Here is a 24,504-nt window from a genome sequence, read left to right as displayed (position 1 = left end):
GGAATCGACGGAAATGATCACGGGGTTGCGCAAAACGGCATTCGTCGCCGCGCTATTCGTCGCGGTGTGGGTCGCCGTGTTCGTCTGGTGGAAGACGACCCGACATGCACCGACCACCAGGGACCTCCTGCTATACGGGCTCGTGCTGCCGGCGGCGCTCGCCGTTTGCGTGGCATGGTTGCGCCGGGGGCTCGGCCAGGGCTCGGCACCCGCGGCGGCCGCACCGGCGACGTCGTCCGCGTCGAAGGACGCGACGGCCACGCAGGATGCCGAGTCGCACACGTGGTCTGCCCTGCTGCTCGACAGCAGCGTCCGGCTGCCGACGGGTGCGACGACCGCGGAAATCGATGCGGCGGCCCGGGAAGGGCATCCCGTCGCGCTTCACCCCAAACTGCAACGCCCTGACGGAACCGGCGTATTCGCCAGCACGGTCGATTCGGTGTCGCCCGACCGGTTCGATGCGAGCCTCCTTGCGCCTGGCACGCAGGAAACTCTGAGGGACGAGCACTGGCGCGGGCTGCTGCTGGCCGCCGATGCGCTCGACGAATTGCGCGAGCGGCATGCCGTGCTGTCCGGCGCGGACGCGTCGCCGCTCAGGCTCCACCTGCTGATACCGGACCGCTGGCAACCGGTCGCCGCAACGCTCGCCGCATGGCTCGATGCGCACACGGCACAGGAAGCCGTCGCGCCGGGCATCGTTCGCGCGCAACTGCGCACGGTCGCCGATCCCGTACAAGCGTGGGCGGTCATCGACGAACTGATCCAGGCGTTGCACCTGCAACCGTCCGCCGATCTGCACGTCGTGCTCGCATTCGACTCCACCGCAAGCCAGGATGCCGTCGACGCGCTGGACCGCACGGGCCGGCTCTACGGCCGCGATCGGCCGGACGGCGTAACGCCTGGCGAAGGCGCATGCGCGCTGCTGCTCGGTCATCCCGACGCCCCGCATGCGATGCCCGTGCCGTCGCTCCATCGCATCGCGTCCGCGCGCCGCGCGGGCTCCGCCGATCACGGCAAGACCGAATCGACGACGCTCGGGCAGCTGCTCACCGCGGCGAGTACACGCTTGTCGATGCTGCATCCCGACCTGACGGCCCCCGGATTCGTCACCGACGCCGATCAGCGCGGCAGTCGTCGCACCGAAGTCGTGACGGTCGGCGAACAGACCTGGGGCGACGAGGCCGCCGAGCGCAGCCGCCACCTCGGGCTCGCCAACGGCGCAAGCGGCGCGGCGCTCGCGCTGGCGGCGCTGGCGGTCGCCGCCGATCGCGCGACGGAGGAGCGGCAAGCGGTATTCGCGGCATCGGTCAGCGATCCGCTCGTACGCGGCGTGATGCTCGTCACCCCCGCGACGACGGCCGACACCGCCGCTCCCGCGCGGCAATCCGGGACGGCCACCGCATAACCGGACGCAGCGGCCGAATCCCTCACCCGCGCCGCACCCAGATCACCTTGCCGTCACGAATGCCGAGGTCGCGTCGCTCCTGGCGATAGTCCATCGTGCCCGGCAGCGATTTGCCGTCGCGCTCGAGCACGCGCCACAGGCAGCCGTCGAGCAGCGCGGCCGCATCGGCCTCGGTTTTTCCGACCAGCGCGTCGTCCGGCGCGGCGTCCGCCTTGCACGCGCTCGTGGCGCCCGACGGTGCGGGGTTCATCACCGCGCCGCCGGCGGTGGCGTTGGGGTGCTTCGTGTTCATGTCCGCACATCCTGCAAAGGTTGCGCTCGCAACGAGTGCAACGAGTATCGCGATCGTGTTCTTCATCGGTTTCTCCCTGTCGCGCCCCGGTGCGCCGTGTACGGCCTTCGTGCACGGCCCGGCGTCGCATGAATGATCGGTGCCGCGCGCCGCCGACCGTTCCTCGACGAAGGCCGGCCGGCGCATGTCGGCGGTGACGCGATACGGTCCGGCCGTGGCGGCGAACCGGGTCGCAAGTCCGGCACGGCGCCGGACCCGCGTGCATGTTACCGCACGCGATTTGCCGCGACGGCTGCAACACCGACGCCGACGCCCGCGCGTGCGGCATGCGCGCGCCGGCAACTCACTCAGAACTTGTAGGTCACGCCCGCGATGCCGTAATAGTTGCTGCGCGACTGGACGATCGGACTGCCGCCGTAGCGGCCAAGCAAGCGCGTCACGCCCCCCGTCGCGAGCACCGACCAGTGCTGCGACAGCGTCCAGTTCCACGCGACCGCCATCGACGCGCTGTCGATCCCGCCGCTCGTCGAATACGGCCGGAACCGGCTCGTCATCGACTGTGCATCGGTCACGCCGTAGAACGTCTGCGTGTAGCGCCCCGAGCCCCCGTGCACGGTTCCCGTCACGATGATCTCGTGCTGCGAGGTCTTGAACACGGGCACCGCGAGATCCACGTGCCCCGACACGCCGCGCGACGTATGCGTCACCGGGGTGTCGATCGTGACGCTCAGCTCCGCCGCGTTGAAGAGCGTCACGCCCGCGCGCACGCCCACGAGCACCGAGCCCGGAATCCGGCCCATGCCCTTCAGGTAGTCGGAGCCCGGCATGTCGAAGCGGTTCTCGTCCGCACGGCCCGCGTCGTAGCTCACGGCCGCCGACAGGAACACACCGTGCGGCAGGTCGAGCCGGTAGCCGGCGCCCTCGGTGCTGTCGATGAAGAAGCCGTTACCGAACTTCGCGGAAAGCCCCGGCGCAACGACGCCGCGGTACTGGTTGCTGCCCGGGTAGCGCGGTGCGAAACCACCGCCAAGCGACAGCGAATACTGGTTTTCCGCGTGGGCGGCGGCGGCGAGGGTCAGGCCGGCGAGCGGCATGCAATAGCGGTAGCGGCGAAGTATTGGGCGCACAATATTGAGATAGAAGTGACGGAGCCCGCAGTCTAGGTGCCGCCCTGCGCCGAGACTGTCCTGAATCTTCGGAGAATCTGTGCTCAATTGTGTTTGATTGTTCGAGATTGTCGTACCGCTCCCCCGGCGTTCGGTGCGCCGGATAGAATCTGCGGGCCGCGCCGCACCCCGGCTTGCCACGGCGTGAGATGGCGCGCGCATCCTGAGGAGACCATGAACGAAGATCCGCTCAAATACCGCGTGCTGCTGATCGAGGACGACGACCGCCTCGCGCAGCTCGTCCGCGAATACCTCGACAGCTATGAATTCGCGGTGACGGTCGTCCGGCGCGGCGACCTCGCCGTCGCGGCGGTGCGCGAGCACCAGCCGGCCCTCGTGATACTCGACCTGATGCTGCCGAACCTCGACGGGATGGAAGTCTGCCGGCGCATCCGCGCGTTCACCAACGTCCCCGTGCTGATCCTGACCGCGCGCCTGGACGTCTACGACCAGGTCGCGGGCCTCGAGACGGGCGCCGACGACTACGTGACGAAGCCGATCGAGCCGCGCGTGCTGGTCGCGCGCGCCCGCGCGCTGCTGCGCCGTGCGCAGCCGGCCGCCGCCGACACGCCCGTGGCCGCCCCCGAAGCGCTCGTGTTCGGCGAGCTGGCGATCTCGCCGCCGAACCGCACCGTGACCTGGCGCGGCGAGCCGGTCGACCTCAAGACTGCCGAGTTCAACCTGCTGCTGATTCTCGCGCGCGCGGCCGGCACCGTGCTGAGCCGCGACGACATCCTGAAGCAGCTGCGCGGGATCGAGTTCGACGGACTCGACCGCTCGGTCGATTCCGGCATCTCGAAGCTGCGCCGCCGCTTCGAGGATGCGTCGTCGGAGCCGCACAAGATCAAGACGATCTGGGGCCGCGGCTACCTGTTCAGCCCTTCCGCGTGGGACGAATAAATGCTGCGCCCGTTGATCAGGCTGTACCTCGTCGTGATCCTGTTCGTCGCCGCGTCGATCATCTTCGTCCAGCTGTCGTTCGACCGGATCTTCTACGATCGCACCGCGCAGGCGGAGCGGGAGTCGTTGACGACCTACGCGTTCGTGCTCAACGATTACCTCGAACGCCACCCGGGCGAGCAGCGCAAGTTCGCGCTGCGCGAGCTCGCGAAACACGGCAACGAAAGGTTCGACTTCATGCCGATGGCCACCGCCCGCGCGCAATTGAGCGGCGAGCCGCTGCGCGATCTCGACGCCGGCCGAATCTCGATCAGCTACGACCACAAGGATTACTACATGCCGCTTGCAGATGGTTCGGTACTGCATGCGCGGCCGATCGAAGCATTCAGCCTCGACATCAAGATCTATGCATACATGCTGCTCGCGCTCAGCGCACTGCTCGCGGTGGTGCTGTGGGTTCACTATCACTGGCGCGACCTGCGCAAGCTGCAGGACGCCGCACGCGCATTCGGCGCCGGCACGCTGTCGACGCGCGTGAAGCTGTCGGGCAAGTCGAACATCGACGAACTGTCGCAACAGTTCAACGACATGGCCGAGCGCATCGAGGCATCGATCAAGCAGCAGCGGGAAATGATGCACGGCATCTCGCACGAACTGAAGACGCCGCTCGCGCGGCTCGAGTTCGGGCTCGCGCTGCTCGCCGAGCCCGGTGAAACGGGCCGGATGCGCGAACGCCGCGACGCGCTGCGCCGCGACGTGCGCGAACTCGACGAGCTCGTCACCGAGCTGCTGACGATCGGCCGGCTCGAACAGGGCGCGAGCCAGCTCGCGCCGATGGAAGTCGTCGTCGACGCGCTGATCGACAGCGTGGCCGGCAACGTCTCGAACGATGTCGCCGATCGCGGCATCTCGCTCGACATATCGACGCTCGGTGCTCCCGCGACCCACGTGTGCGACCCGAAGCTGGTTGCCCGCGCGTTGCTGAACCTGATCCGCAACGGCGCGCGCTATGCATCGCGCACCGTGCTGCTCGCCGCCGCACGCGACGCGTCCGGCGCACTCGTGCTGAGCGTCGACGACGACGGCCCCGGCATTCCGGCCGCCGAACGCGCCCGCGTGTTCGAACCGTTCCAGCGGCTCGACTCCAGCCGCGACCGGCAAACCGGCGGCTTCGGGCTCGGGCTCGCGATCGTGAGGCGCGTCGCGCAGGTGCACGGCGGCGACGTGCGGCTCGAGGATTCACCGCTCGGCGGCGCACGCTTCGTGATCACGCTGCCCGTGCGAACGCTGCCGGACAACCTGTTCGACGTGCCGGATACCCTCGCGCAGGGCGACGCATTCGGCCGCGGCACGGGCATGGCCATCCTGCGGCAATGACGCGCGCGGCAGGCGCCCTCGCCTGAGCGCCCGCCGCCGGTGCACACGCGTCGCTCAGCGGCGGCGCAACAGCGCGACGAAGAACAGGCTGCCGAACATCGCGGTCACGATCCCGATCGGCAGATCCTCCGGCGCCGCGAGCGTGCGGGCGGCCACATCGGCCCACACGAGCAGGATCGCGCCGGTCAGCGCGGCAACCGGCAGCAGCCTGCCGTGCTCGGCACCGACGACGCGGCGGCACAGATGCGGCGTCACCAGTCCGACGAAGCCGATCGCCCCGCTCACCGCCACCATCGCACCGGTCGCGAACGACGCGACGACGAACACCTCGCGCCGCATCCGCGCGCTCGGCACCCCGAGTGCGGCCGCGGCCACGTCGCCCGACATCAGCGCATTCAGTTCGCGCCGGCGCGCGTACAGCGCGCCGCCGGCAAGCACCGCGCATGCGGCCGGCACCGGCAGCAAATCCCAGCGCGCGAGCCCGACGCCGCCGAGCATCCAGAACAGCACCGACGACGCGGCGCGCTGATCGCCGAGATACAGCAGCAGGTTGCCGAACGCGGCCATCATGAACGACACCGATACGCCTGCGAGCAGCAGCCGGTCCGATTCGAGCCGGCCGCGCCGGTAAGCGAGCGCCACGACGCAGACGGTCGCCGCGAGCGCGCCCGCGAAGGCGGCAGCCGACAGCGTGAACGGGCCGAGTGCCGCGCCGGCCAGCACGGTGACCGCGACGGCGCCGAGCATCGCGCCCGCGCTCACGCCGAGCAGGTGCGGATCGGCCAGGCGGTTCGCGGTCGCCGCCTGCAACGCGACGCCGACCGCTGCCAGCGTCGCGCCGACGATCGCGGCGAGCAGCGCGCGCGGCATCCGGATCAGCCAGACGATGCTGTCGTCGCCCGCCCCCGCCGCGAACGCGCCGGCCTCGCCGAACGCCGGCACGATGTGCGTGGCGACGATCCGCACCGCCGCCGGCATCGCGATCGGCGCCGGACCGAACGCGGCCGATACGACGATCGACACGACCAGCAGCAGCGCCAGCGCCGGCAGCACCGTGCACATGCCGGGCCGCGACGCACGCACGTGCCCGCTCATCGCGCCGGCCCGGCGAACGCGGCCGGATACAGCGCGCGCGCCAGCGTCTCGACCGCCGCGACGTTCTCGGGGCCCGGCGTCGCCGCATCGTAGGGAATCACGATGAAGCGCCGGTCGCGAATGGCGGCCACGCGCGCGAGCGACGGCTGGCTCAGCAGGAACTGCTGCTTCTGCGCGGCCGTCACGGCCGAATAGTCGACGATCACGATCACCTGCGGATCGCGCGCGACCACGCTTTCCCAGCTCACCTGCGTCCAGCTGCGCGGCAGGTCGGCCATCACGTTGCGCGCCCCGGCCGCCGTCAGCAGCGCGGTCGGCATCGCGAGCGCGCCGGCCGTCATCGGCTTGTCGGTGCCGCTGTCGTAGACGAACACGCGCAGCGGCGCCGGACGCCCGATCGCGCGCGACACCGCCGCGAGACGCGCGCGCATCGCAGCCACGACCTGCGCGGCGCGCGCGTCGACACCGAAGATCCGGCCGAGATTGTTCAGGTCGCGGAACACGTCGTCGAACGACGCGGCCGTCTGCTTCATCACGTGCGAGCACGATTCGGTCAGCTCGTACGTCCGGATACCGAACGGCGCGAGGGTCGCCGGCGTCACCGCGCCGCCGACATGCATCCCGTAGTTCCAGCCCGCAAGATAGAAGTCGGCACGCGCGGCCGCCAGCACCTCGAGCGACGGATACTGGCTCGCGAGTTCGGGCACGCCGCGCAGCGCGTCGCGCACGCGCGCGGTGCCCGTCTTCCAGCCGCCGATGCCGGTGTAGCCGACGAGCCGGTCCTTCAGGCCGAGCACGAGCATCATCTCGGTCAGGTTCACGTCGTTGCTCACCGCGCGCGTCGGCGCGCGGTCGAACGTCACGTCGCGATCGCAACTGCGCACGGTGACGGGATAGGCACCCGCATGCCCGGCCGCGCAGCCGAGCAGGATCGCGGCAACCAGGCGGCGGAATGCGGATGACGACGCAGACTGCAACGCGGAGGGCAGGACAGGAAACGGCATGGCGGTCATTCCGGATGAAGCGGCGTGATGCGCGGCCGGCCCGTGACCGGATGGCGATCGACGAGCGCGACGACGCCGAACACGTCGCGCAGCAGCGCTTCGGTCAGCACGTCGGCCGGCGCGCCCGATGCGACGACCCTGCCGTGCGCGAGCACGTGGAGCCGGTCGCAATACGCGGCCGCGAGATTGAGATCGTGAATCGTGGCGAGCGTCGCGATGCCGAGGCGCCGCACGCGCGCGAGCAGTTCGAGCTGATGACGCAGGTCGAGATGGTTGGTCGGTTCGTCGAGCAGCAGCAGTTCAGGCTGCTGCGCGAGCGCACGAGCCAGCAGCGCGCGTTGCTTCTCGCCGCCCGACAGCGACGCGAAGCGTTGCGCGCGGCGCTCGACGAGGCCGACGTCGTGCAGTGCGGATTCGACGATCCGGCGATCGTCCGCCGTCTCCGCGTCGAACGGCCGCTTGTGCGGCGTGCGCCCCATGCCGACCAGTTCGTCGACCGTCAGCCCGAAATCGTCGGGCGTCTCCTGCTGCAGCACCGCGATGCGCTGCGCGACCGCGCGCGGCCGCATGCGCCACACGTCCTGCGCGTCGAGCGCGACACGGCCCGCATCGGGCCGCGCGTAACGGAACACGCAGCGCAGCAGGCTCGTCTTGCCGCTGCCGTTCGGGCCGACCAGCCCGACGAACTCGCCGTCGGCCACGCTCAGCGTCACCGAATCGAGCACGGCGATCGCGCCGCCGGGAGACCAGCTCACGCGTTCGATGTCGAGCATGTGCGCCACGGGAGGCTCGCCGCGCCGCACTAGAAGCGCATCGTCGCGACGAGCTCCGCCGAGCGCGACGGGCCGAGCAGCCATTGCTCGCCGCCGTTCGACGTCGTCACCGCGTACGTGCGGTTCGCGAGATTGCGCAGGTACAGCGCGAGCTCGGTGCGCGACGTCGGCTGCCAGCGCAGCGACGCATCGAACACCGTGTACGACGGCACCTGTATGCGGTTCGCGTCGTCGCCGTACGTCGCGCCGACGTAACGCATGCCCGCATTCGCCTGCCAGCGCTCGGCAAACGCCCAGCCGAGCCACAGGTTCGCCGTCTGCTGCGGCACGTTGGCCGGCGCATTGCCGGCGCGCGACACCGTCGCGCTGCCGACCTTCTCGTTGAACGCGTCATAGCGCGCGCGCAGCAGCGCGACGTTCGCGTCGATCGTCCAGCCGTGCGGCAGCCGCGCGCCGCCCGTCAACTCGATGCCGCGCGACGATTGCCGGCCGACCTGCCGGCGCAGCGCAGGATTGAACGGATCGGAGCTGAGCAGGTTGCGCTTCGTGATGTCGTACACCGCGAAGGTCCAGTAGGCGCGGCCGTCGAGCAGCGTCTGCTTGACGCCGGCCTCCCACTGTTCGCCGGTGGCGAGCCGGTAGTTCGCCTGCGACGCGGACAGCGTCAACAGCGAGCCGAGGCCCTCCGCGCCTGTCGTGTACTGCGCATAGGCGCTGAGCGTCGGCGCGACTTCGAACACGAAGCCCGTGCGCCAGCCGACGTTCGCGAAGCGCTTGTCGAAGCCGGCGCCGGTCGCGGCCTGCTCGCGGCTGAACGCGATGTGGTCGTAGCGCAGGCCGCTCACCCACGCGAGCCGCGGCAGCACGTCGAGCCGGTTCTCGGCGAACACCGCCGCCTGCCGTGCCCGCGTGCTGAACTGCGGCACCGTCGGGTCGGGGCTCGTGAACACGCCGGGATCGAAACCGTGCGCGGGCACCGTCGATTCGCCGCCGTACGGCGAATTGTTGGTACCACTGAACGTGACCTGGCTGAATTCCGTGCCGACGACGAAGCGGTTCGCGCGGCCGAACAGCGTGCCGTCGAAGCGTGCGCTCAGCCGATCGCCGATCTGCCGCTGGTGATGGCCGATGTCCAGATAGTCGCCGCGCGTGACGAGACCCGTCGCTGTGTCGAGCGCATACGATTCGGCATTGCGCCAGTGGCGGTTCGACGTCAGGTAGTAGAGCTGGTTGTCGATCGTCACGCCGGCCGTCGGCCGGTAGCGGGCCGACAGGCGCGTCCACTGGTCGTAGTAGGCAATCGTCGCATCGCCGACGTTGTAGTTGAGCTTGCGCAGCGACGGATCGAGCACGCCGTTCGGTGCCGGCACGCCATGGTAGGTCGCCGGCATCTGGCGGCCGTAGTCGAAGTCGAGCGTCAGCGTGAGCTTCGGGCTCACATCGAACTTCAGCGCGCCGCCGACGGCCGTCGTATGCGTATCGGCCCGCTCGGCGAGGCCGTTCGCGCGTGCATCGCTCGCGTAGAAGCGATACGACAGCCTCGGGCCGAGCGCGCCCGTCGTATCGAACGCAAAGCGCTTCGCGCCGTCGGCGCCGACACCGGCCTGCAGCGTCGTCTCTCGCACACGCTGCGGCCGCTTCGGCACCACGTTGACGACGCCGCCGATCGCCCCCTCGCCATACAGCACCGACGCCGGGCCGCGCAGCACCTCAATGCGCTCGACCGACCACGTGTCGAACGGGAAGGTGATCGTGCCGGCCGCCGGCATCAGCCGCACGCCGTCGAGCAGCGTCATCACCGATTCCTGCCCGCTGAAGCCGCGCACGCTCAATGCGGTGCCGCCGGTACCGGGCGCCATCGCGCTCGCGAACCCCGCGGTGCGCGTCACCGCATCGAGCACCGTGCGATCGCCGCGCGCCTCGATCGTGCCGGCCGTGACCGACTCGACGCTCGCGGGGGTGTCGAGACTCGCGAGCCCGAGCCGCGAGCCCGTTTCGAGCGGTTGCGTCAGCGGGTCGGCCGGTGCGGATCGCGCGCTGACGTTGATCGCCGGCAGCGCATGGCGGTCGTCGGGTGCAGGTGCGGCCGCTTCCGCGGCAAGCGCGGCGGACGTCGCCATCGCGCACCCCACCCAGGTTGCGCAACCATACGCGGCACGCGAGCGCCATCCCCCGTCGTGCCGGCGCGAGCCGGCGTGCAGCCGCGCGTCGCGCGCCCGCATGTGTTTCGTCTTCGTCACTTCGTATCGGTCTTCGTGTGGTTTCGTCGCACGTGGCTTGCCCGACAGCCTCGGACGGCCGTCGATCCAAACGTCGGATGATACGTTATATCAATTTATCCCGTCAGGGTTTTGTCAGGATCCGTAGGCCAGCACGCCCGGCCTATGGCTGAACCCGTGACGGGTCGCCTCGACAGCATCACTGGATAAATCGGCCGGTACGCCGGCTCACGTGTCGACGACACGACCGCTTCGGCCGCCGGAAAGCCAGTCCGCCCGATGCATGCCGCTTTCGACGCCGCGATGCAGACGCAAAAGCGCATCGGCCCTCGTCGACCTGCCGCTCGCGAATACGCGACAACCGTCGCGTTGCATGACGTCCCGGTCGCACTGGGGAAACGGCTGTCGGCCGATGCGCTGTTCGCATTCGATCGTGGCGCCCTGGCCGATATCCTGGCCGGCGGTCGCGCCGACATCCGCCGGATCGCGGCCAGGCAGAGCGCCACGCGCCTCAGTCGGGATTACGACTTCGCACACGCAGACGACCGCTACGACCCGCCCCCGCGCCCATGACGCGCGCCGCGACCGGCCGGCACAACTTCGCCGCCTAGATCGGAAAACTGAACTGCACCCACAGCTTGTCGCCCTGCGGCCGGTTGCGCACCGCGAACTCGTGCTGGTATTTCACGACCACGCCCGACGCCGGCCCCCACATGTAACGCAGCTGCGGGCCGATCGCGACCGACTGCCCGCGAAAACCGTCCGACGCGACCTTGACGCCGTCCTGCGTATCGTCGGTGAACTGCTTCAGGAACGTGCCCTGCACGCCGACCTGCACGCGCCGGTCGATCGAATAGCCGACCAGGTAATCGAGCACGGCCACCGCACCCGAGTGGTATCGCGTCGCATGGTTCGGCGAATTCAGCTCCAGCAGCGTGGTCGTCGAGATCTCCCAGTCGCGGCCCGGAAACCAGGTCGTGCTGACGTACGGCAGGAACGCATACGTGTTCAACCCCGTGTTCGCGATCCGGTTCGCCGCATACGCGCCGCTCGGCACCGCGAACGACGGCGAGAAGAACGCGAAGAAGGTCTGCGATGCGTTCGCGTAATTGATCATGAACGGCTCGAGGATCACGTCACCGAGCGACGTGCGGTTTCCCGTACCGCCCGGTGTCGACAGATGCAGGTGCACGATCGGTACGATCGCGCTGCTCGACAGCGAGAACGGCCCGAACGTCGCGCCCCAGGTATGGACCACGCGCGGCGTTTCCGCGACGACGCTCAGGTGAAACCCCGGCACCGCGCTGCCGCCGTCCGGCCCGGCAAACCGGTTCGATACCGAGTACAGCGCGTAGTTGAAGTACTGCGTGTTGCCGGGCGGCGGAAGCAGCCCGTTCAGCACGGTGTTGACGCCGAACGGATAGCTGACCTGCCCGTTCTCCGTGGCCGACGCCGGAACCTGAATGGCGCCGGCGATCAGGAATGCCAAGGGTACCCGTCGCAAGGTGAATTTCATGTCGTCTCCAGACCGGATTGTTATCGTGTCATCGCGTGCCGGGCATCGCAGGCCCGGGGAGACGCAATGTAAAGCGCACGACAGCGGCGAAAAAGACGACCTTCAGGAGAACAGTTCTTCGTTACACGGAGAAATGCGCGGCGGTGCGGCGACGGCCCGCGATCAGCGGCCGACTTCCTTCCATTTGCGCGCGAGCCCGAGGCGTTCGAAACGCTCGATCAGGAACTCGGTGAAGACACGGATCTTCGCCGGCTGGTGACGGCGGCTCTGGTACGCGATGTTGACGGTGAGCGCCGGCAGTTGCCAGTCGGTGAGCACCGGCACCAGCTTTCCCGCGACGATATCGTCGTGGATGATGTAGAGCGGCTGGATCAGGATGCCGAGCCCGGCAAGCGCCGCCGCGCGGATCACCTGCCCTTCGTTCGCATCGAGCACGCTCCTGATCGTGACCGACTGCTTCTTCGCGCCGCGGCGGAAATGCAGCACGTACGGATCGTTCGCGAGGTTGTAGACCAGCAACCGGTGGTCGCACAGCGCATCGGGCGTCGCCGGCGCGCCGTGCTTCGCCAGATACCCGGGCGACGCGGCCAGCACGCGCCGTGTCTCGGCGAGCTTGCGCACAGTGATGCCCGAATCCGCTTCATGCTCGCGCGTGCGGATCGCCACGTCGATGCCCGCCTCGATGAAATCCGGGTAGCGGTTCGCCGCGATGATCTGCACGTTCAGGTTCGGGTAGCGCCGGTGAAACTCCGGTAACGCCGGCGCGATATAGATCGACGCGAACGATACGGAAGCGGTCACGCGCAGCGTGCCGGCCGGGTTGACGCTCGTTTCATTGACCGCCGCATCGGCCTCCGACAGCTCCGTCAGGATCGCGACGCAGCGCCGATGGTATTCGTGCCCCGCGTCGGTCAGCCACAGGCGGCGCGTGGTCCGCTCGACGAGCCGCGCCCCCAGCCGTTCCTCCAGCGCATTCAGGCAGCGGCTCGCCGCCGCGCTCGACATGCCGAGCCGCTCGGCGGCCTTCGACAGGCTCCCCAGCTCGGCGACCTGCACGAAAAATTCGATCTGCGTCCACTTGTCCATGCGCTGGATTCTTCCACTTGGCGGAGAACAAAACTCCTCCAAACCATCTTTTTTACGATCCGGGGAGGAATTAATGTTACGTCAACGCGCCATCCAACGACATCAGGAGACAACCCCATGCGCAATCTCAACGAAGACACCATCACGCAGGCCGTGATCGCATCGCTCTCCGGCTGTCGCGACGAGCGGCTGCGCACGGTCATGATCAGTCTCGTCCAGCACCTGCATTCGTTTGCGCGGGAGACCCGGCTCACCGAGGCCGAATGGCAGGCCGCGATCGGCTTCCTGACCGCGGTCGGGCACATCACCGACGACAAGCGCCAGGAATTCATCCTGCTTTCCGACGTGCTCGGGCTGTCGACCCTCGTCACCGCGCAGAACCATGCGAAACCGGCCGGCTGCACGGAAGCGACCGTGTTCGGCCCGTTCTATGTCGACGGCAGCCCCGAGTTCGCGATGTTCGACGACATCGCGAACGGCGCATGCGGCGAGCCCTGTTTCGTATCCGGCCACGTGCGCGGCATCGACGGCATGCCGGTCGCGCACGCGTCGCTGGAAGTCTGGCAAGCCGACGAGGACGGGCACTACGACGTCCAGCTTCCGGCCGACGACGGTTCGGTCACGCATCGCGCGCGCGGCCGGCTGCGCACCGGCGCCGACGGCCGTTACGCGTTCCGCTCGATCCTCGCCGAACCGTATCCGATTCCGCACGACGGCCCCGTCGGCGCCATGCTCGACGCGCTCGGCCGCCATCCGTGGCGCCCCGCGCACCTGCATTTCATGATCGCGGCGCGCGGTTACGAAACGCTGATCACGCACGTGTTTCGCGACGGCGACCGTTATCTCGACTCCGACGCGGTATTCGGCGTACGGTCGACGCTCGTCGCCGACTGGGTGCGGCACGCGCCCGGCATCGCGCCGGACGGTTCGCGCATGGACACGCCGTTCTACACGCTCGATTACGACTTCGTGCTCAATCCCGCCGGGCGCGGCGCATGATCCGGCACGTCGTGATGTGGAACGTCGCAGGCGAAACCGACGGCGAACGCGCGGCGGCACGCGCCAGCGTGAAGCGTGCATTCGAAAGCCTGCGCGGCCGGATTCCAGGCATGACGCACCTCGAGGTCGGCGCGGATTTCAGCGCGGCCGATTACGCGTGCGACCTGATTCTCGTCGCCGAATTCGAGTCGCGCGAAGCGCTCGACGGATACGCGACGCATCCTGAACACGCACGCGTACGCGACTCACTGGCCGGCCTGCGCATCGCGCGCCACCAGGTCGACTACGCAATGGAGTGACGACGACATGAATTTCATTTACCAGGCACGCCCCGCACGCGTGATCTTCGGCGCAGGCAGCCTCGACCATCTCGAACGCGAAGTGCTGGAACTGGGCGCGCAGCGTGCGCTCGTGCTCTGCACGCCGGAGCAGCGCGACCTCGCGCAACCCATCGTCGAGCGGCTCGGCGCGCGAGCGGCCGGGTTGTACGATCGCGCGACGATGCACGTGCCGATCGAAATCGCCCGCGATGCGCAGGCGTTCGCCCGGTCGTGCGGTGCGGATTGCGCGATCGCGATCGGCGGCGGCTCCACGATCGGCCTCGGCAAGGCGATCGCGCTCGAAAGCAGCCTGCCTATCCTCGCCATCCCGACGACGTATGCGGGCAGCGAGATGACCCCGATCTACGGCCTGACGGAAGGCGGCATCAAGCGCACGGGCTCCGACGCGCGCGTCCTGCCGAAAACGGTGATCTACGATCCCGCGCTCACCGTCACGCTGCCCGTCGAGCTGTCCGTGACGAGCGGGCTCAATGCGATCGCGCACGCAGCGGAAGGCCTCTACGCGAACAACGCGAACCCGGTGATGAGCCTCGTCGCAGAAGAAGGGATTCGCGCGCTGGCGCGCGGCCTGCCCGGCGTGCGCCGCAACACCGCCGATCTCGGCGCACGCGGCGACGCGCTTTACGGCGCATGGCTGTGCGGGATGGTGCTCGGCAACGTCGGCATGGCGCTGCATCACAAGCTCTGTCATACGCTCGGCGGCAGCTTCAACCTGCCACACGCGCCGACCCATACGGTCGTGCTGCCGCATGCGCTCGCGTACAACGCGGCGCATGCGCCGGACGCGATGCAGCGCATCGCCCGCGCGATCGGCACGAACGACGCGGCGCGCGGCCTCTACGCACTGGCGCTCGACAACGGCGCGCCCGTCTCGTTGAAGGCGATCGGCATGCAGGAGGTCGACCTCGATCGCGCGGCCGATCTCGCGGCCGCCAATCCGTACTGGAACCCTCGCCCGATCGAACGCGACGGCCTGCGCGCGCTGCTGCAGGACGCGTTCGACGGCAACCTGCCCGGCTCCACCGCGCGCTGAATCGAACACACGACAAACCAACAGACGCCACCATCATGGAGACATCCCACATGAATACCGAATCGAGCGCGCACGGCAACAGCACCGCCGAACACTGCGACGTCGCGATCGTCGGCTACGGCCCGACCGGCCTCGTCGCCGCATCGATGCTGGGCCGTGCCGGCCATCGCGTGATCGTCCTCGAACGCTGGCCGACGCCCTACGGCCTGCCGCGCCTCACGCACATCGACGGCGAAACCGCGCGCATCGTGCAGGCCAGTGCCGACGTCGATCACGCGCTGCGCAACGCGAAGGCCGTCGACACCTACCACTACTGCGACGCGAACGGCGACCTGCTGCTCGAACTGAACTGGACCGGCCGCGCATGCGGCTATCCCGCGCACATCTCGATCTACCAGCCCGACATCGAGGACGCGATCGATGCACGCGCCAGTGCCTTCAAGAACGTGACGATCCTGCGCGGCTGGGAAGTCGACGCACTGCGGCAGGACGACGACGGCGTGACGCTGACCGCGCATCCGTCCCGCTGCGGCCAGGACGCGCAATGGACCGACAGGCCGCGCGTCATTCGCGCGCGCTACGTGATCGGCGCCGACGGCGCGAACAGCCTCGTGCGCCGCACGCTCGGCATCGAACGCTCCGATTTCGGCTGCAACGAACGCTGGCTCAATCTCGATTCGGAAAACAAGCGCGATCTCGGCGACGGCTGCGCGCGCACGACGATCTACTGCGATCCGGCACGCGCTTACATGCACATGCCGATCGGCACGAAGCGCACGCGTTTCGAGCTGCGCGTGCTGCCGAACGAATCGACGGCCGAATGGGAAACGGAAGAAGCCGGCTGGAAGTGGCTCAACGACCACTACGGCTACGGCCCGGACGATCTGACGCTGCTGCGGCACGTCGTCTACACGTTCGAGACGCGCATGGCCGAACGCTGGCGCGCCGGCCGCGTGCTGCTCGCGGGCGATGCGGCGCACACGATGATGCCGTACATGGGACAAGGCGCGTGCTCCGGCATGCGCGACGGCATCAACCTCGCGTGGAAGCTCGACCTGGTGCTGACCGGGCGCGCGTCCGCCGACCTGCTCGACACCTATGAAGCCGAGCGCCGCCCGCACGTGACGGCGATCACGCAGATGTCGCTGTTTCTCGGGCAGGTCGTCAACGAGGACGATCCGCGCAAGGTCGCCGAGCGCGACGCGGCGTTCCGCTCCGGCAACATGCCGCCGATGCCGCCGTTCCCGAAGCTCGGCCACGGCATCGTGCACGCACAAGCCGACGGCACGCTGCTGCCGACGACGGGCGCACCGGCCCCGCAAGGCCGCGCACGGCGCGGCGCGGCCGAGGGCCGTTTCGACGACGTGGTCGGCCAGGGTTTCCAGCTCGTCACGCGCGAGCATCCTGCCCGCCATCTCGACGACGCGCAGCGCGCATTCCTCGCGCAGCTCGGCTGTCACGTGGCCGTGCTGGCCGACGACGTGTGCGCGCCGGATGCCGTGGTCGATCTAGACGGCGAGCAGCACGCGTTCATGCACGCGCACGGCATCGCCGCGTATATCAAGCGGCCCGATTTCATCGTGTTCGGTTCGGTAAGCGACCTGCGCGATCTCGGCGCGCTCGTCGACGCGCTGCGCGACACACTGCACTGGTCCGCCGTTTCGAGCGAGCCTGCCGCGGCTTCGGCAACTTCGGCGGCTTCGCCAGCCGTCACCCACGCATCGTGAAGGAGACCGACGCATGACGACCAAACTGTCACCGTTCGCGCTGTCGCTGCAGCGCGCGATGCCCGTCACGCGCCTGCTCGATTGCGGGATGGACTACGCGGACGCAACCGCGCTGCACGCCCGCACGTCCAACGGCGAACCGTGGGACGTCGCGGCCGAAGCGCTGGCCGACGCGCAGCTCGCGCGCGCCGCGCAGGCGGCGGATGCCGGCCATCTGGTCACGGCCGCCGACGCGCAGGCGATGGCCATCGCGAACCTGCTGTTCGCACAGATGGCGTTCAACCACGACGTGCCGCGCAAGCGCGCGCTTTATGCGCGGCTCGTCGACGCGTCGCACGGCCTCGCGCGCTGGTCCGACAAGCGCATCGAACGTGTCGAAGTGCCGTTCGGCGATGCGCGCCTGATCGGCTGGCTGGTGCGGCCGCCGGCGGAGCGCGTACTCGGCACCGTGATCGTGTTCGGCGGCCAGAGCGGCTGGGGCTTCGCGTACTGGCCGATCGCGCGCGCACTCGCGGCACGCGGCCTCGCCACGCTGCTCGCCGAGGGGCCGGGCCAGGGCGAGACGCGGCTCGAACAGCGGATCTTCGTCGACGTCGACATGAGCGCCGCCTATCGGCGCTTCGTCGACCACGTCGCCGATCGTGTGCCCGGGCCGATCGGTATCTGGGGGAACAGCATCGGCGGGTTGTGGGCGGCGTCGACTGCCGCGAGTGACCGACGGATCGCGGCCTGTTGCGTGAACGGCGCGCTCGCGGCGCCGACGCTGCTGCCGTTCCGCACGTTCGTCGAGCAGGCCGCGGCGATGCTCGGCAACGACGATCCCGATGCCGTGGCGGCGAACTTCGCGCGGATGCGTTTCTCGTCCGAACGCGACCGTATCGCGTGTCCGCTGCTGGTGCTGCACGGCGGCGAAGATCCGCTGATCCGGATCGACGATCAACAGCCGTTTCTCGATGCCGCGACGTCCGGCGATGCGACGCTCAAGGTCTGGCCGGACGGCGAGCACACGATCTACAACCACGCGTCCGAGCGCACCGCGCTCGTCTGCGACTGGTTCGCCGAGCGGCTGGCGCGAGCGGCAGCCGTGTGAACACGCATGCGGTACCGGCCGTGCCGACGGTCGACACCGCGCGTGGCATCCGGCATGACGACGTCGCACCGCCGCCTGCCGCGACGCCGTCGGTTTCCACGTGTGTGAAGCCGTACTTCGCCATCCGCTCATGATGGCCGGCCGAACCGGGATACGCGCGCAGTTGCGCGGTCATCGTCGCTTCAACCGCCAACCTTGAACGCCGGCAACTGCTGCCCGAGCCGCGCACCCATTTCCGTACCGAGCGCCTGCAGCGCATTGAACGGCCGGATCATCACTTCGAATTCCACGATCCGCCCTTCTTCGTCGAAGCGGATCATGTCGATCCCCTTCAGCGCCTTGTCGCCGACGCTCGCGCTGAATTCCAGCACCACGCTCAGGCCGTCGTCGGTGACGAACTGGCGGTAATAGACGAAATTCTCGAGGATCGTGATCACCGTGCGCAGCGCCATCAACAGCGCGGGCGCCGGCCCGTACGGCTTGAACGCCATCGGCGAACGGAACACCGCATCCGGGTGAACGATCGATTCGAGCGCACTGAAATCCTTGTTGTCGATCATCGCGTGCCACACGTCGAGCGATTTCGCGACAGCGGGATGAACTTGCAGCGGTGAGTGTGTCATCAGAAGTCTCCTGACTCATCGGACGGAAAAGAAACGAATCGGCGTCAAAGCGTCGCGGCCAGCGTCGTGCCCTGGTGAATCGCGCGCTTCGCATCGAGTTCGGCGGCCTCGTGTGCGCCGCCGATCAGATGCACGCGGCATCCGGCGGCCTGCAGTTGCTCCGCCAGTTCGCGCGACGGCTCCTGCCCCGCGCAGATCACCACGTTGTCCACCGGCAGCGTCTGTTCGACGCCGTCGATCGTCAAGTGCAATCCTTCGTCGTCGATGCGACGGTACGTCACCGCCGACGACATGCCGACGCCGCGCGCCTTCAGCGCCGTGCGGTGGATCCACCCGGTGGTCTTGCCGAGCCCGTCGCCGATCTTCGATGCCTTGCGCTGCAGCAGATGCACCTGCCGCGCGGCCGGCTCGGGTTGCGCACGGCCCAGCCCGCCGGCACCCGCATACGATCGATCGACGCCCCATTCGTTGAAGAACCGGTCCGCGTCTACCTGTTCGCCGCCATTGCGATGAACCAGATATTCCGCGACGTCGAAACCGATTCCGCCGGCGCCGACGATCGCGACGCTGCGGCCCACGGCCTTGTCGTCGCGCAGCACGTCGAGATAACCGAGCGTCTTCGGATGCCCGACGCCGTCGATCGGCGGCGTGCGCGGCACGATGCCCGTCGCGATCACCACTTCGTCGAATTCGCCCTGCAGCAGCATCTCGGCGCTCGCGCGCGTATTGACATGCAGCGTGATGCCGCGCAACTCGATCTGCCGGCGGAAGTAACGCAGCGTTTCGTTGAACTCCTCCTTGCCCGGCACCTTCTTCGCGATGTTGAACTGGCCGCCGATCTCGGCACCCGCTTCGTACAGCGTCACCGCGTGACCGCGCTCGGCCGCCGTGACCGCGAAACCGAGGCCCGCCGGACCGGCACCGACCACCGCGATGCGCTTGCGCTGCCGTGCGGGGCGGATCACGAGCTCGGTTTCGTGGCAGGCGCGCGGATTCACGAGGCAGGACGTGATCCTGCCGCTGAACGTATGGTCGAGGCACGCCTGGTTGCAGCCGATGCACGTGTTGATTTCGTCCGCGCGCCCTTCCCGCGCCTTGCGCACGAATTCGGCGTCGGCGAGGAATGGCCGCGCCATCGACACCATGTCGCAATAGCCGTCGGCGAGCAACTGTTCGGCGACTTCCGGCGTGTTGATCCGGTTGGTCGCCACGAGCGGGATGCCGACCTTGCCCATCAATTGCCGCGTAACCCATGCGTACGCGGCGCGCGGCACCTTGGTCGCGATCGTCGGAATACGCGCCTCGTGCCAGCCGATACCGGTATTGAGGATCGTCGCACCGGCCGCCTCGATCGCCTGCGCGAGCCGGATCACCTCGTCGAGCGTCGAGCCGCCTTCGACGAGATCGAGCATCGACAGCCGGTAGATGACGATGAAGTTCGTGCCCACCCGCTCGCGCACGCGCCGCACGATCTCGACCGCGAAACGGATGCGATTCTCGTAGGCGCCGCCCCACGCGTCGTCGCGATGGTTCGTGCGCGCGGCAATGAACTCGTTGATCAGGTAGCCCTCGGACCCCATGATCTCGACACCGTCGTAGCCCGCATGCTGCGCAAGCGCCGCGCATCGGACGAAATCGGCGATCGTCTCGTCGACTTCGTCGCCACTCAACGCATGCGGCGTGAACCGGTTGATCGGCGCTTTCAGCGCACTGGGCGCGGCGAGCGCCGGGTGATATGCGTAGCGCCCGAAGTGGAGGATCTGCAGCGCGATCCTGCCGCCCTCCGCATGCACCGCGCGCGTCACGACGCGATGGCGTTCGGCTTCCGCATCGGTCGTCAGCATCGCGCCGCCCGGCGCCGGGCGGCCGCGTTCGTTCGGCGCGAAGCCACCCGTGACGATCAGGCCGGCCTCGCCTCGCGCGCGCTCCGCGTAGAACGCCGCCATTCGCTCGAATCCGTGCGGCGCTTCCTCGAGGCCGACGTGCATCGACCCCATCAGTACGCGGTTCCTGAGCGACGTGAAGCCCAGTTCGAGCGGGGTCGTCAAATGCGGATAGCGGGATGCCATCGAGTGTCTCCATTTTTTATGCAACAAGTTGCACAGATGGTAGTTCACCGCGTTCGTTTACGCAACAAGTTGCATAAACATGACCCGTGGCTTGTACTGTGGCCCCGATATGGCAAGATGCGGTTCATTCCGCAGCCTCATCCGATCCGACATGTCCCTGCCTCACGCACTCCTCACCGCGCTCGCCGAACGTCCCGGTTCGGGGTCCGAGCTCGCCGACCGCTTCGATCGCTCGATCGGCTATTTCTGGCAGGCCACGCACCAGCAGATCTACCGCGAACTGGGGCGCCTCGAGGAAACGGGCTGGATCGAATCGCTGCCCGCCGAATCGGGGCGCGGCCGCAAGCGCGCGTACCGGATCCTGCCGGCCGGCAAAAAGGAACTGCGGCGCTGGATCGCCGAACCGGAAGATCCGACGCCGCTGCGCGAAGCATTGATGGTGCGCCTGCGCGCGGAAGCGGTGCTCGGGCCGGCCGGCCTCGAGGACGAAATCAGGCGGCGCATCGCGCTTCACCAGGAAAAGCTCGACCTGTATCTGCAGATCGAGGCGCGCGATTTTTCGACGCCCGACGATTCACGCACGAAGCGCCTGCAGCATCTGGTGCTGCAGGCCGGCATTGCGAACGAGCGGTTCTGGGTCGAGTTTTCGCAGCATGCGCTCGACACGCTGCGCCTGCCGAAGGACTGAACCGGGTTCGCGCGGGGGCCGCCGGCACGGCTGCACCGGTGTTGCACCGGCGCACGCGGCCGTCGAGGACGCACGGCGAGCGCGGCGCGCATTGCGCCGCGACGCGCCATACCGTAGTCACGCGTCCGGCAGAATCACCACCTTGCCCTTCACCTGCCGGTTCGCCATCCGCGCGATCGCATCGGTCGCGCCGGCCAGCGACACGCGTTCGGTGATCGCGGGCCGCACCTTGCCGGCCGAGAACCATTCGGCCAGCAAGCGCATGTTCGCGACATGCTGCGCCGGGTCGCGGCGCACCGCGTCGCCCCAGAACACGCCGAGGATGTCGCGCTCCTTGAGCAGCGCGAGGTTCAGCGCGATCTTCGGAATCTCGCCGGCCGCGAACCCGACGACGAGGAACCGGCCGCGCCATGCGGTCGCGCGCAGCGCCGCCTCGCTGTATGCGCCGCCCACCGGATCGTAGACGACGTCGGCGCCGCGCCCGCCGGTCAGCTCGTCCACGCGGCGGCGCAGGTCTTCGGTCGCATAGTCGATCGTCTCGTCCGCGCCGGCTTCACGGCACAGCGCGAGCTTGTCCGCGCTCGACGCCGCCGCGATCACGCGCGCGCCGAGCGCCTTCGCGATCTCGATCGCGGCGAGCCCGACCCCGCCCGCCGCGCCCAGCACGAGCAGCGTCTCGCCCGCCTGCAGCCGCGCGCGCTGCTGCAACGCGTGCAGCGACGTGCCGTATGCGAGCACGAGCGCCGCGCCCTGCTCGAACGTCATCCCCGGCGGCAACGGAGCGATCTGGTGCGCATCGGCCAAACACTGCTGCGCGAACCCGCCGTGCCCCGTGAACGCGACCACCGAATCGCCGGGCCGCCACGCGGTAACGCCCTCGCCGACCGCGTCGATCACGCCGGCAAACTCGGCGCCCGGCGAAAACGGCAGCGCCGGCTTCACCTGATACAACCCCTGGACGATCAGCGCGTCGGGAAAATTGAGCGACGCGGCCTTCACCCGGACCCGAACCTGGCCGGCCGCCGGTTCGGGAATCTCGACGTCTTCGATGCGCAAGCTGTCGATCGGGCCAAATGCGGTACACAACAGGGCTTTCATGCGCTTCTCTCTCCTTGCGCGGCGCGGCCGCGCATCGATGCGGTTTGCGGGATGTTCCCGCGCGCCCGGTTCACGACGCGTGTGCGATAGCCTTCCGAGCCGGCCTTCGCCACATCGTCAGTATTCCGGAATGTCGGTGCGGCCACGTTCAGAACCACGCGTCGCGCATGTCGAGCGTCGTCGTGTCGACGCTCGACAGCAGATCGAGCTGTGCGTCCACTTTCGGCAATTCCCAGCGGAAGAAGTAGCGGGCGGCCGCACGCTTGCCGTCGTGGAAATCGCCGGTTTGCCCGTGCGCGGCGAGCGTCACGTCGAGCCACAGCCACGCGACGACGAGATGGCCGAACGCTTCCAGATAGACACTCGCGTTCGCGAGCCGCGCCTGCTGATCGCCGATCGCGCCGAGCTGTCGAGTGACGTCGAGCAGCCGCGACCAGCGCTGCGCCAGCGCATCGGCCTGCTCTCGCAGGCCCGCGTCGAGCGCCCGCGCGCGTTCGACGCTCGCACCGATTCTCCCGTCGAGCGCGTGCAGCAGTGCGCCATCGTCCTGCGCGACCTTGCGGCCCAGCAGGTCGAGCGCCTGGATTCCGTGCGTGCCTTCGTGTATCGGGTTGAGCCGATTGTCGCGATAGAGCCGCTCGACCGCGTAATCGCGCGTGTAGCCGTAGCCGCCGTGCACCTGGATCGCGAGGTCGTTCGCCGCGAGACACCACTGCGACGGCCAGCTTTTCGCGATCGGCGTCAGGATGTCGAGCAGCCGCTCGGCCTGGGCGCGCACGGTCGCGTCGTCGTGCGCGCGCGCTTCGTCGACCAGCTTCGCGCAGTACAGGATCAGCGCGAGACCGCCTTCGACATAGGCCTTCTGCGCGAGCAGCATGCGCCGCACGTCCGGATGCTCGACGATCGGCGCCTGCGGCGCGGCGGCATCCTTGCCCGCCGGCCCCAGCGGACGCCCTTGAGGCCGGTTCCGCGCGTAGTCGAGCGCGTGCAGATAACCCGTGTAGCCGAGCGCCACCGCGCCCGCGCCGACACCGATGCGTGCCTCGTTCATCATGTGGAACATGTACGCGAGGCCGTGGTTCGGCTGGCCGACCAGATAACCGATCGCACCCGCCCGCCCTTCCGGCCGGTAGCGCGTGCCTTCGCCGAAGTTCAGCAGGCAGTTGGTGGTGCCGCGGTAGCCCATCTTGTGGTTCAGCCCGGCGAGCACCACGTCGTTGTGCTCGCCCTGCGCGGCGCCGTCGGTACCGGGCAGGTACTTGGGCACGATGAACAGCGAGATGCCGCGCGTGCCGGGCAGCAGCCGGCCGTGTTCGTCGGGAATCTTCGCGAGCACGAGGTGGACGATGTTCTCCGTCAACTCGTGTTCGCCGCCCGAGATCCACATCTTGTTGCCGGTCAGCCGGTAGCGCGGGCCGAGCGGCGAGTCGCACTCGAAATCCGCGCGCGTCGCGATGTCGGACAGCGACGAACCGGCTTGCGGCTCGGACAGGCACATGGTGCCGAAGTAGCGCCCTTCCAGCTCCGGGCGCGCGAACGCGTCGATCTGCGCGGGGGTGCCATGCGCGACGAGCAGGTTCGCGTTGGCGACGGTCAGGAACGGATAGGCGGCGGTCGCGATGTTCGCGGCCTGGAAGAACAGGAACGACGCGGCTTCGACCAGCTTCGGCAAGCGCATGCCGCCGAGCGCTTCGTCGTGGCCCGCGGCGATCAGCCCGGCGTCCGCGAAGGCGCGCACGGCCGGTTCGACGTCCGGGATCAGCGTCACGCGCTCGCCGTCGAAGTGCGGTTCCTCGCGATCGCCTCGTGCCGCATGCGGCGCGAACAGGTCTTCGGCAATCCGCTCGCTGGTATCGAGCACCGCGTCGAAGGTCTCGCGACTGTGCTCCGCGTAGCGCGGCAGCGCGACGAGCGCCTCCGCATCGAGCCAGTCGTACAACAGGAACGCGAGATCGCGTCGCGACATCAACAAGCTCATCGTGCTGCCTCCCGGGGGCCGGCTT

The 24,504-nt window shown here is 68.7% G+C and carries 22 protein-coding genes; 10 read left to right on the top strand and 12 right to left on the bottom strand.

What is annotated here, in order from left to right; all coding sequences use genetic code 11:
• The first annotated feature begins 13 nt into the window (after positions 1-13).
• The gene (locus ACTJLD_RS37785; protein WP_440661324.1) at positions 14-1,405 is read left to right on the top strand and encodes a hypothetical protein; all 1,392 of its coding nucleotides are present in this window, start codon (positions 14-16) and stop codon (positions 1,403-1,405) included.
• A gap of 22 nt (positions 1,406-1,427) precedes the next feature.
• On the opposite strand, the gene ACTJLD_RS37780 is transcribed toward ACTJLD_RS37785, so the two are convergent.
• Together ACTJLD_RS37780 and ACTJLD_RS37775 are read right to left on the bottom strand one after the other, a co-directional pair.
• Positions 1,428-1,763 carry a hypothetical protein gene (locus ACTJLD_RS37780; protein WP_119336608.1) on the bottom strand — a complete coding sequence of 112 codons (336 nt, stop codon included), beginning with the start codon at positions 1,761-1,763 and terminating at the stop codon, positions 1,428-1,430.
• Positions 1,764-2,044: 281 nt separating this feature from the next.
• Positions 2,045-2,791 (bottom strand): MipA/OmpV family protein, encoded by a 747-nt coding sequence (locus ACTJLD_RS37775; RefSeq protein ID WP_440661322.1) that lies wholly within the window; start codon positions 2,789-2,791, stop codon positions 2,045-2,047.
• A 246-nt stretch (positions 2,792-3,037) separates the two neighbouring features.
• Between ACTJLD_RS37775 and ACTJLD_RS37770 the strand changes: the two genes are divergently transcribed.
• Both ACTJLD_RS37770 and ACTJLD_RS37765 read left to right on the top strand, forming a co-directional pair.
• Entirely contained in the window at positions 3,038-3,763 is a 726-nt protein-coding gene (locus ACTJLD_RS37770) for a response regulator (protein ID WP_027787824.1), read from the top strand.
• On the top strand, positions 3,764-5,140 hold the full coding sequence (locus tag ACTJLD_RS37765) for an ATP-binding protein (RefSeq protein ID WP_124815615.1): 1,377 nt from the start codon (positions 3,764-3,766) through the stop codon (positions 5,138-5,140).
• Positions 5,141-5,194: 54 nt separating this feature from the next.
• Here the strand turns inward: ACTJLD_RS37765 and ACTJLD_RS37760 are convergent, their stop codons facing one another.
• Genes ACTJLD_RS37760 through ACTJLD_RS37745 form a run of 4 tightly spaced genes read right to left on the bottom strand, consistent with a single transcriptional unit; the run spans position 5,195 to position 10,132 of the window.
• Complete coding sequence (locus ACTJLD_RS37760) at positions 5,195-6,235, bottom strand: FecCD family ABC transporter permease (protein ID WP_440661319.1); 1,041 nt, start codon at positions 6,233-6,235, stop codon at positions 5,195-5,197.
• Positions 6,232-7,248, bottom strand: a complete 1,017-nt coding sequence (locus ACTJLD_RS37755; RefSeq protein ID WP_440661317.1) for an ABC transporter substrate-binding protein — start codon at positions 7,246-7,248, stop codon at positions 6,232-6,234. The genes ACTJLD_RS37760 and ACTJLD_RS37755 overlap by 4 nt, the downstream gene beginning before the upstream one ends.
• Positions 7,245-8,012 carry an ABC transporter ATP-binding protein gene (locus ACTJLD_RS37750; protein ID WP_060280011.1) on the bottom strand — a complete coding sequence of 256 codons (768 nt, stop codon included), beginning with the start codon at positions 8,010-8,012 and terminating at the stop codon, positions 7,245-7,247. Before ACTJLD_RS37750 ends, ACTJLD_RS37755 begins: the two co-directional genes overlap by 4 nt.
• Before the next feature lie 29 nt (positions 8,013-8,041).
• Positions 8,042-10,132: a TonB-dependent receptor gene (locus ACTJLD_RS37745; RefSeq protein WP_440661379.1), complete on the bottom strand. Its 2,091-nt coding sequence runs from the start codon at positions 10,130-10,132 to the stop codon at positions 8,042-8,044.
• 378 nt (positions 10,133-10,510) lie between these two features.
• On the opposite strand from ACTJLD_RS37745, the gene ACTJLD_RS37740 reads away from it, so the two are divergent.
• Positions 10,511-10,804 carry a hypothetical protein gene (locus ACTJLD_RS37740; protein ID WP_440661315.1) on the top strand — a complete coding sequence of 98 codons (294 nt, stop codon included), beginning with the start codon at positions 10,511-10,513 and terminating at the stop codon, positions 10,802-10,804.
• Between the two features lie 34 nt (positions 10,805-10,838).
• On the opposite strand, the gene ACTJLD_RS37735 is transcribed toward ACTJLD_RS37740, so the two are convergent.
• Positions 10,839-11,747, bottom strand: coding sequence for a SphA family protein (locus ACTJLD_RS37735; RefSeq protein WP_440661314.1), 909 nt, complete (start codon positions 11,745-11,747; stop codon positions 10,839-10,841).
• 162 nt (positions 11,748-11,909) lie between these two features.
• Positions 11,910-12,833, bottom strand: a complete 924-nt coding sequence (locus ACTJLD_RS37730; RefSeq protein ID WP_060357331.1) for a LysR family transcriptional regulator — start codon at positions 12,831-12,833, stop codon at positions 11,910-11,912.
• Positions 12,834-12,950: 117 nt separating this feature from the next.
• Here ACTJLD_RS37730 and ACTJLD_RS37725 point away from each other — a divergent pair, with 117 nt between their 5' ends.
• The 5 genes from ACTJLD_RS37725 to ACTJLD_RS37705 are packed head-to-tail and all read left to right on the top strand — an operon-like array spanning position 12,951 to position 18,023.
• Positions 12,951-13,832, top strand: coding sequence for an intradiol ring-cleavage dioxygenase (locus tag ACTJLD_RS37725; RefSeq protein ID WP_440661313.1), 882 nt, complete (start codon positions 12,951-12,953; stop codon positions 13,830-13,832).
• Entirely contained in the window at positions 13,829-14,131 is a 303-nt protein-coding gene (locus ACTJLD_RS37720) for a Dabb family protein (protein ID WP_027787834.1), read from the top strand. The genes ACTJLD_RS37725 and ACTJLD_RS37720 overlap by 4 nt, the downstream gene beginning before the upstream one ends.
• Positions 14,132-14,138: 7 nt before the next feature.
• Positions 14,139-15,206 (top strand): maleylacetate reductase, encoded by a 1,068-nt coding sequence (locus ACTJLD_RS37715; protein ID WP_440661312.1) that lies wholly within the window; start codon positions 14,139-14,141, stop codon positions 15,204-15,206.
• A gap of 50 nt (positions 15,207-15,256) precedes the next feature.
• Positions 15,257-16,933 carry a bifunctional 3-(3-hydroxy-phenyl)propionate/3-hydroxycinnamic acid hydroxylase MhpA gene (gene mhpA, locus ACTJLD_RS37710; protein ID WP_440661311.1) on the top strand — a complete coding sequence of 559 codons (1,677 nt, stop codon included), beginning with the start codon at positions 15,257-15,259 and terminating at the stop codon, positions 16,931-16,933.
• A 13-nt stretch (positions 16,934-16,946) separates the two neighbouring features.
• Complete coding sequence (locus tag ACTJLD_RS37705; protein ID WP_440661310.1) at positions 16,947-18,023, top strand: alpha/beta hydrolase family protein; 1,077 nt, start codon at positions 16,947-16,949, stop codon at positions 18,021-18,023.
• A gap of 182 nt (positions 18,024-18,205) precedes the next feature.
• Here ACTJLD_RS37705 and ACTJLD_RS37700 read toward each other — a convergent pair whose 3' ends face one another.
• Positions 18,206-18,646: a nuclear transport factor 2 family protein gene (locus ACTJLD_RS37700; RefSeq protein ID WP_060312121.1), complete on the bottom strand. Its 441-nt coding sequence runs from the start codon at positions 18,644-18,646 to the stop codon at positions 18,206-18,208.
• Between the two features lie 44 nt (positions 18,647-18,690).
• Positions 18,691-20,715, bottom strand: a complete 2,025-nt coding sequence (locus tag ACTJLD_RS37695) for an oxidoreductase (protein WP_440661309.1) — start codon at positions 20,713-20,715, stop codon at positions 18,691-18,693.
• Between the two features lie 151 nt (positions 20,716-20,866).
• Here ACTJLD_RS37695 and ACTJLD_RS37690 point away from each other — a divergent pair, with 151 nt between their 5' ends.
• A complete protein-coding gene (locus tag ACTJLD_RS37690; protein ID WP_021157238.1) occupies positions 20,867-21,403 on the top strand; it encodes a PadR family transcriptional regulator in 537 nt (178 codons plus the stop codon).
• A gap of 117 nt (positions 21,404-21,520) precedes the next feature.
• Here the strand turns inward: ACTJLD_RS37690 and ACTJLD_RS37685 are convergent, their stop codons facing one another.
• Positions 21,521-22,501 carry an NADPH:quinone oxidoreductase family protein gene (locus ACTJLD_RS37685; protein ID WP_176115685.1) on the bottom strand — a complete coding sequence of 327 codons (981 nt, stop codon included), beginning with the start codon at positions 22,499-22,501 and terminating at the stop codon, positions 21,521-21,523.
• Positions 22,502-22,649: 148 nt separating this feature from the next.
• Positions 22,650-24,479: an acyl-CoA dehydrogenase gene (locus ACTJLD_RS37680; RefSeq protein ID WP_440661306.1), complete on the bottom strand. Its 1,830-nt coding sequence runs from the start codon at positions 24,477-24,479 to the stop codon at positions 22,650-22,652.
• Positions 24,480-24,504: the final 25 nt, after the last annotated feature.

It is taken from the genome of Burkholderia sp. 22088, assembly GCF_052045915.1.
In the GTDB taxonomy this organism is placed as follows: Bacteria; Pseudomonadota; Gammaproteobacteria; order Burkholderiales; family Burkholderiaceae; genus Burkholderia; species Burkholderia cepacia.
This window is presented reverse-complemented; position numbering and strand designations above follow the sequence as displayed.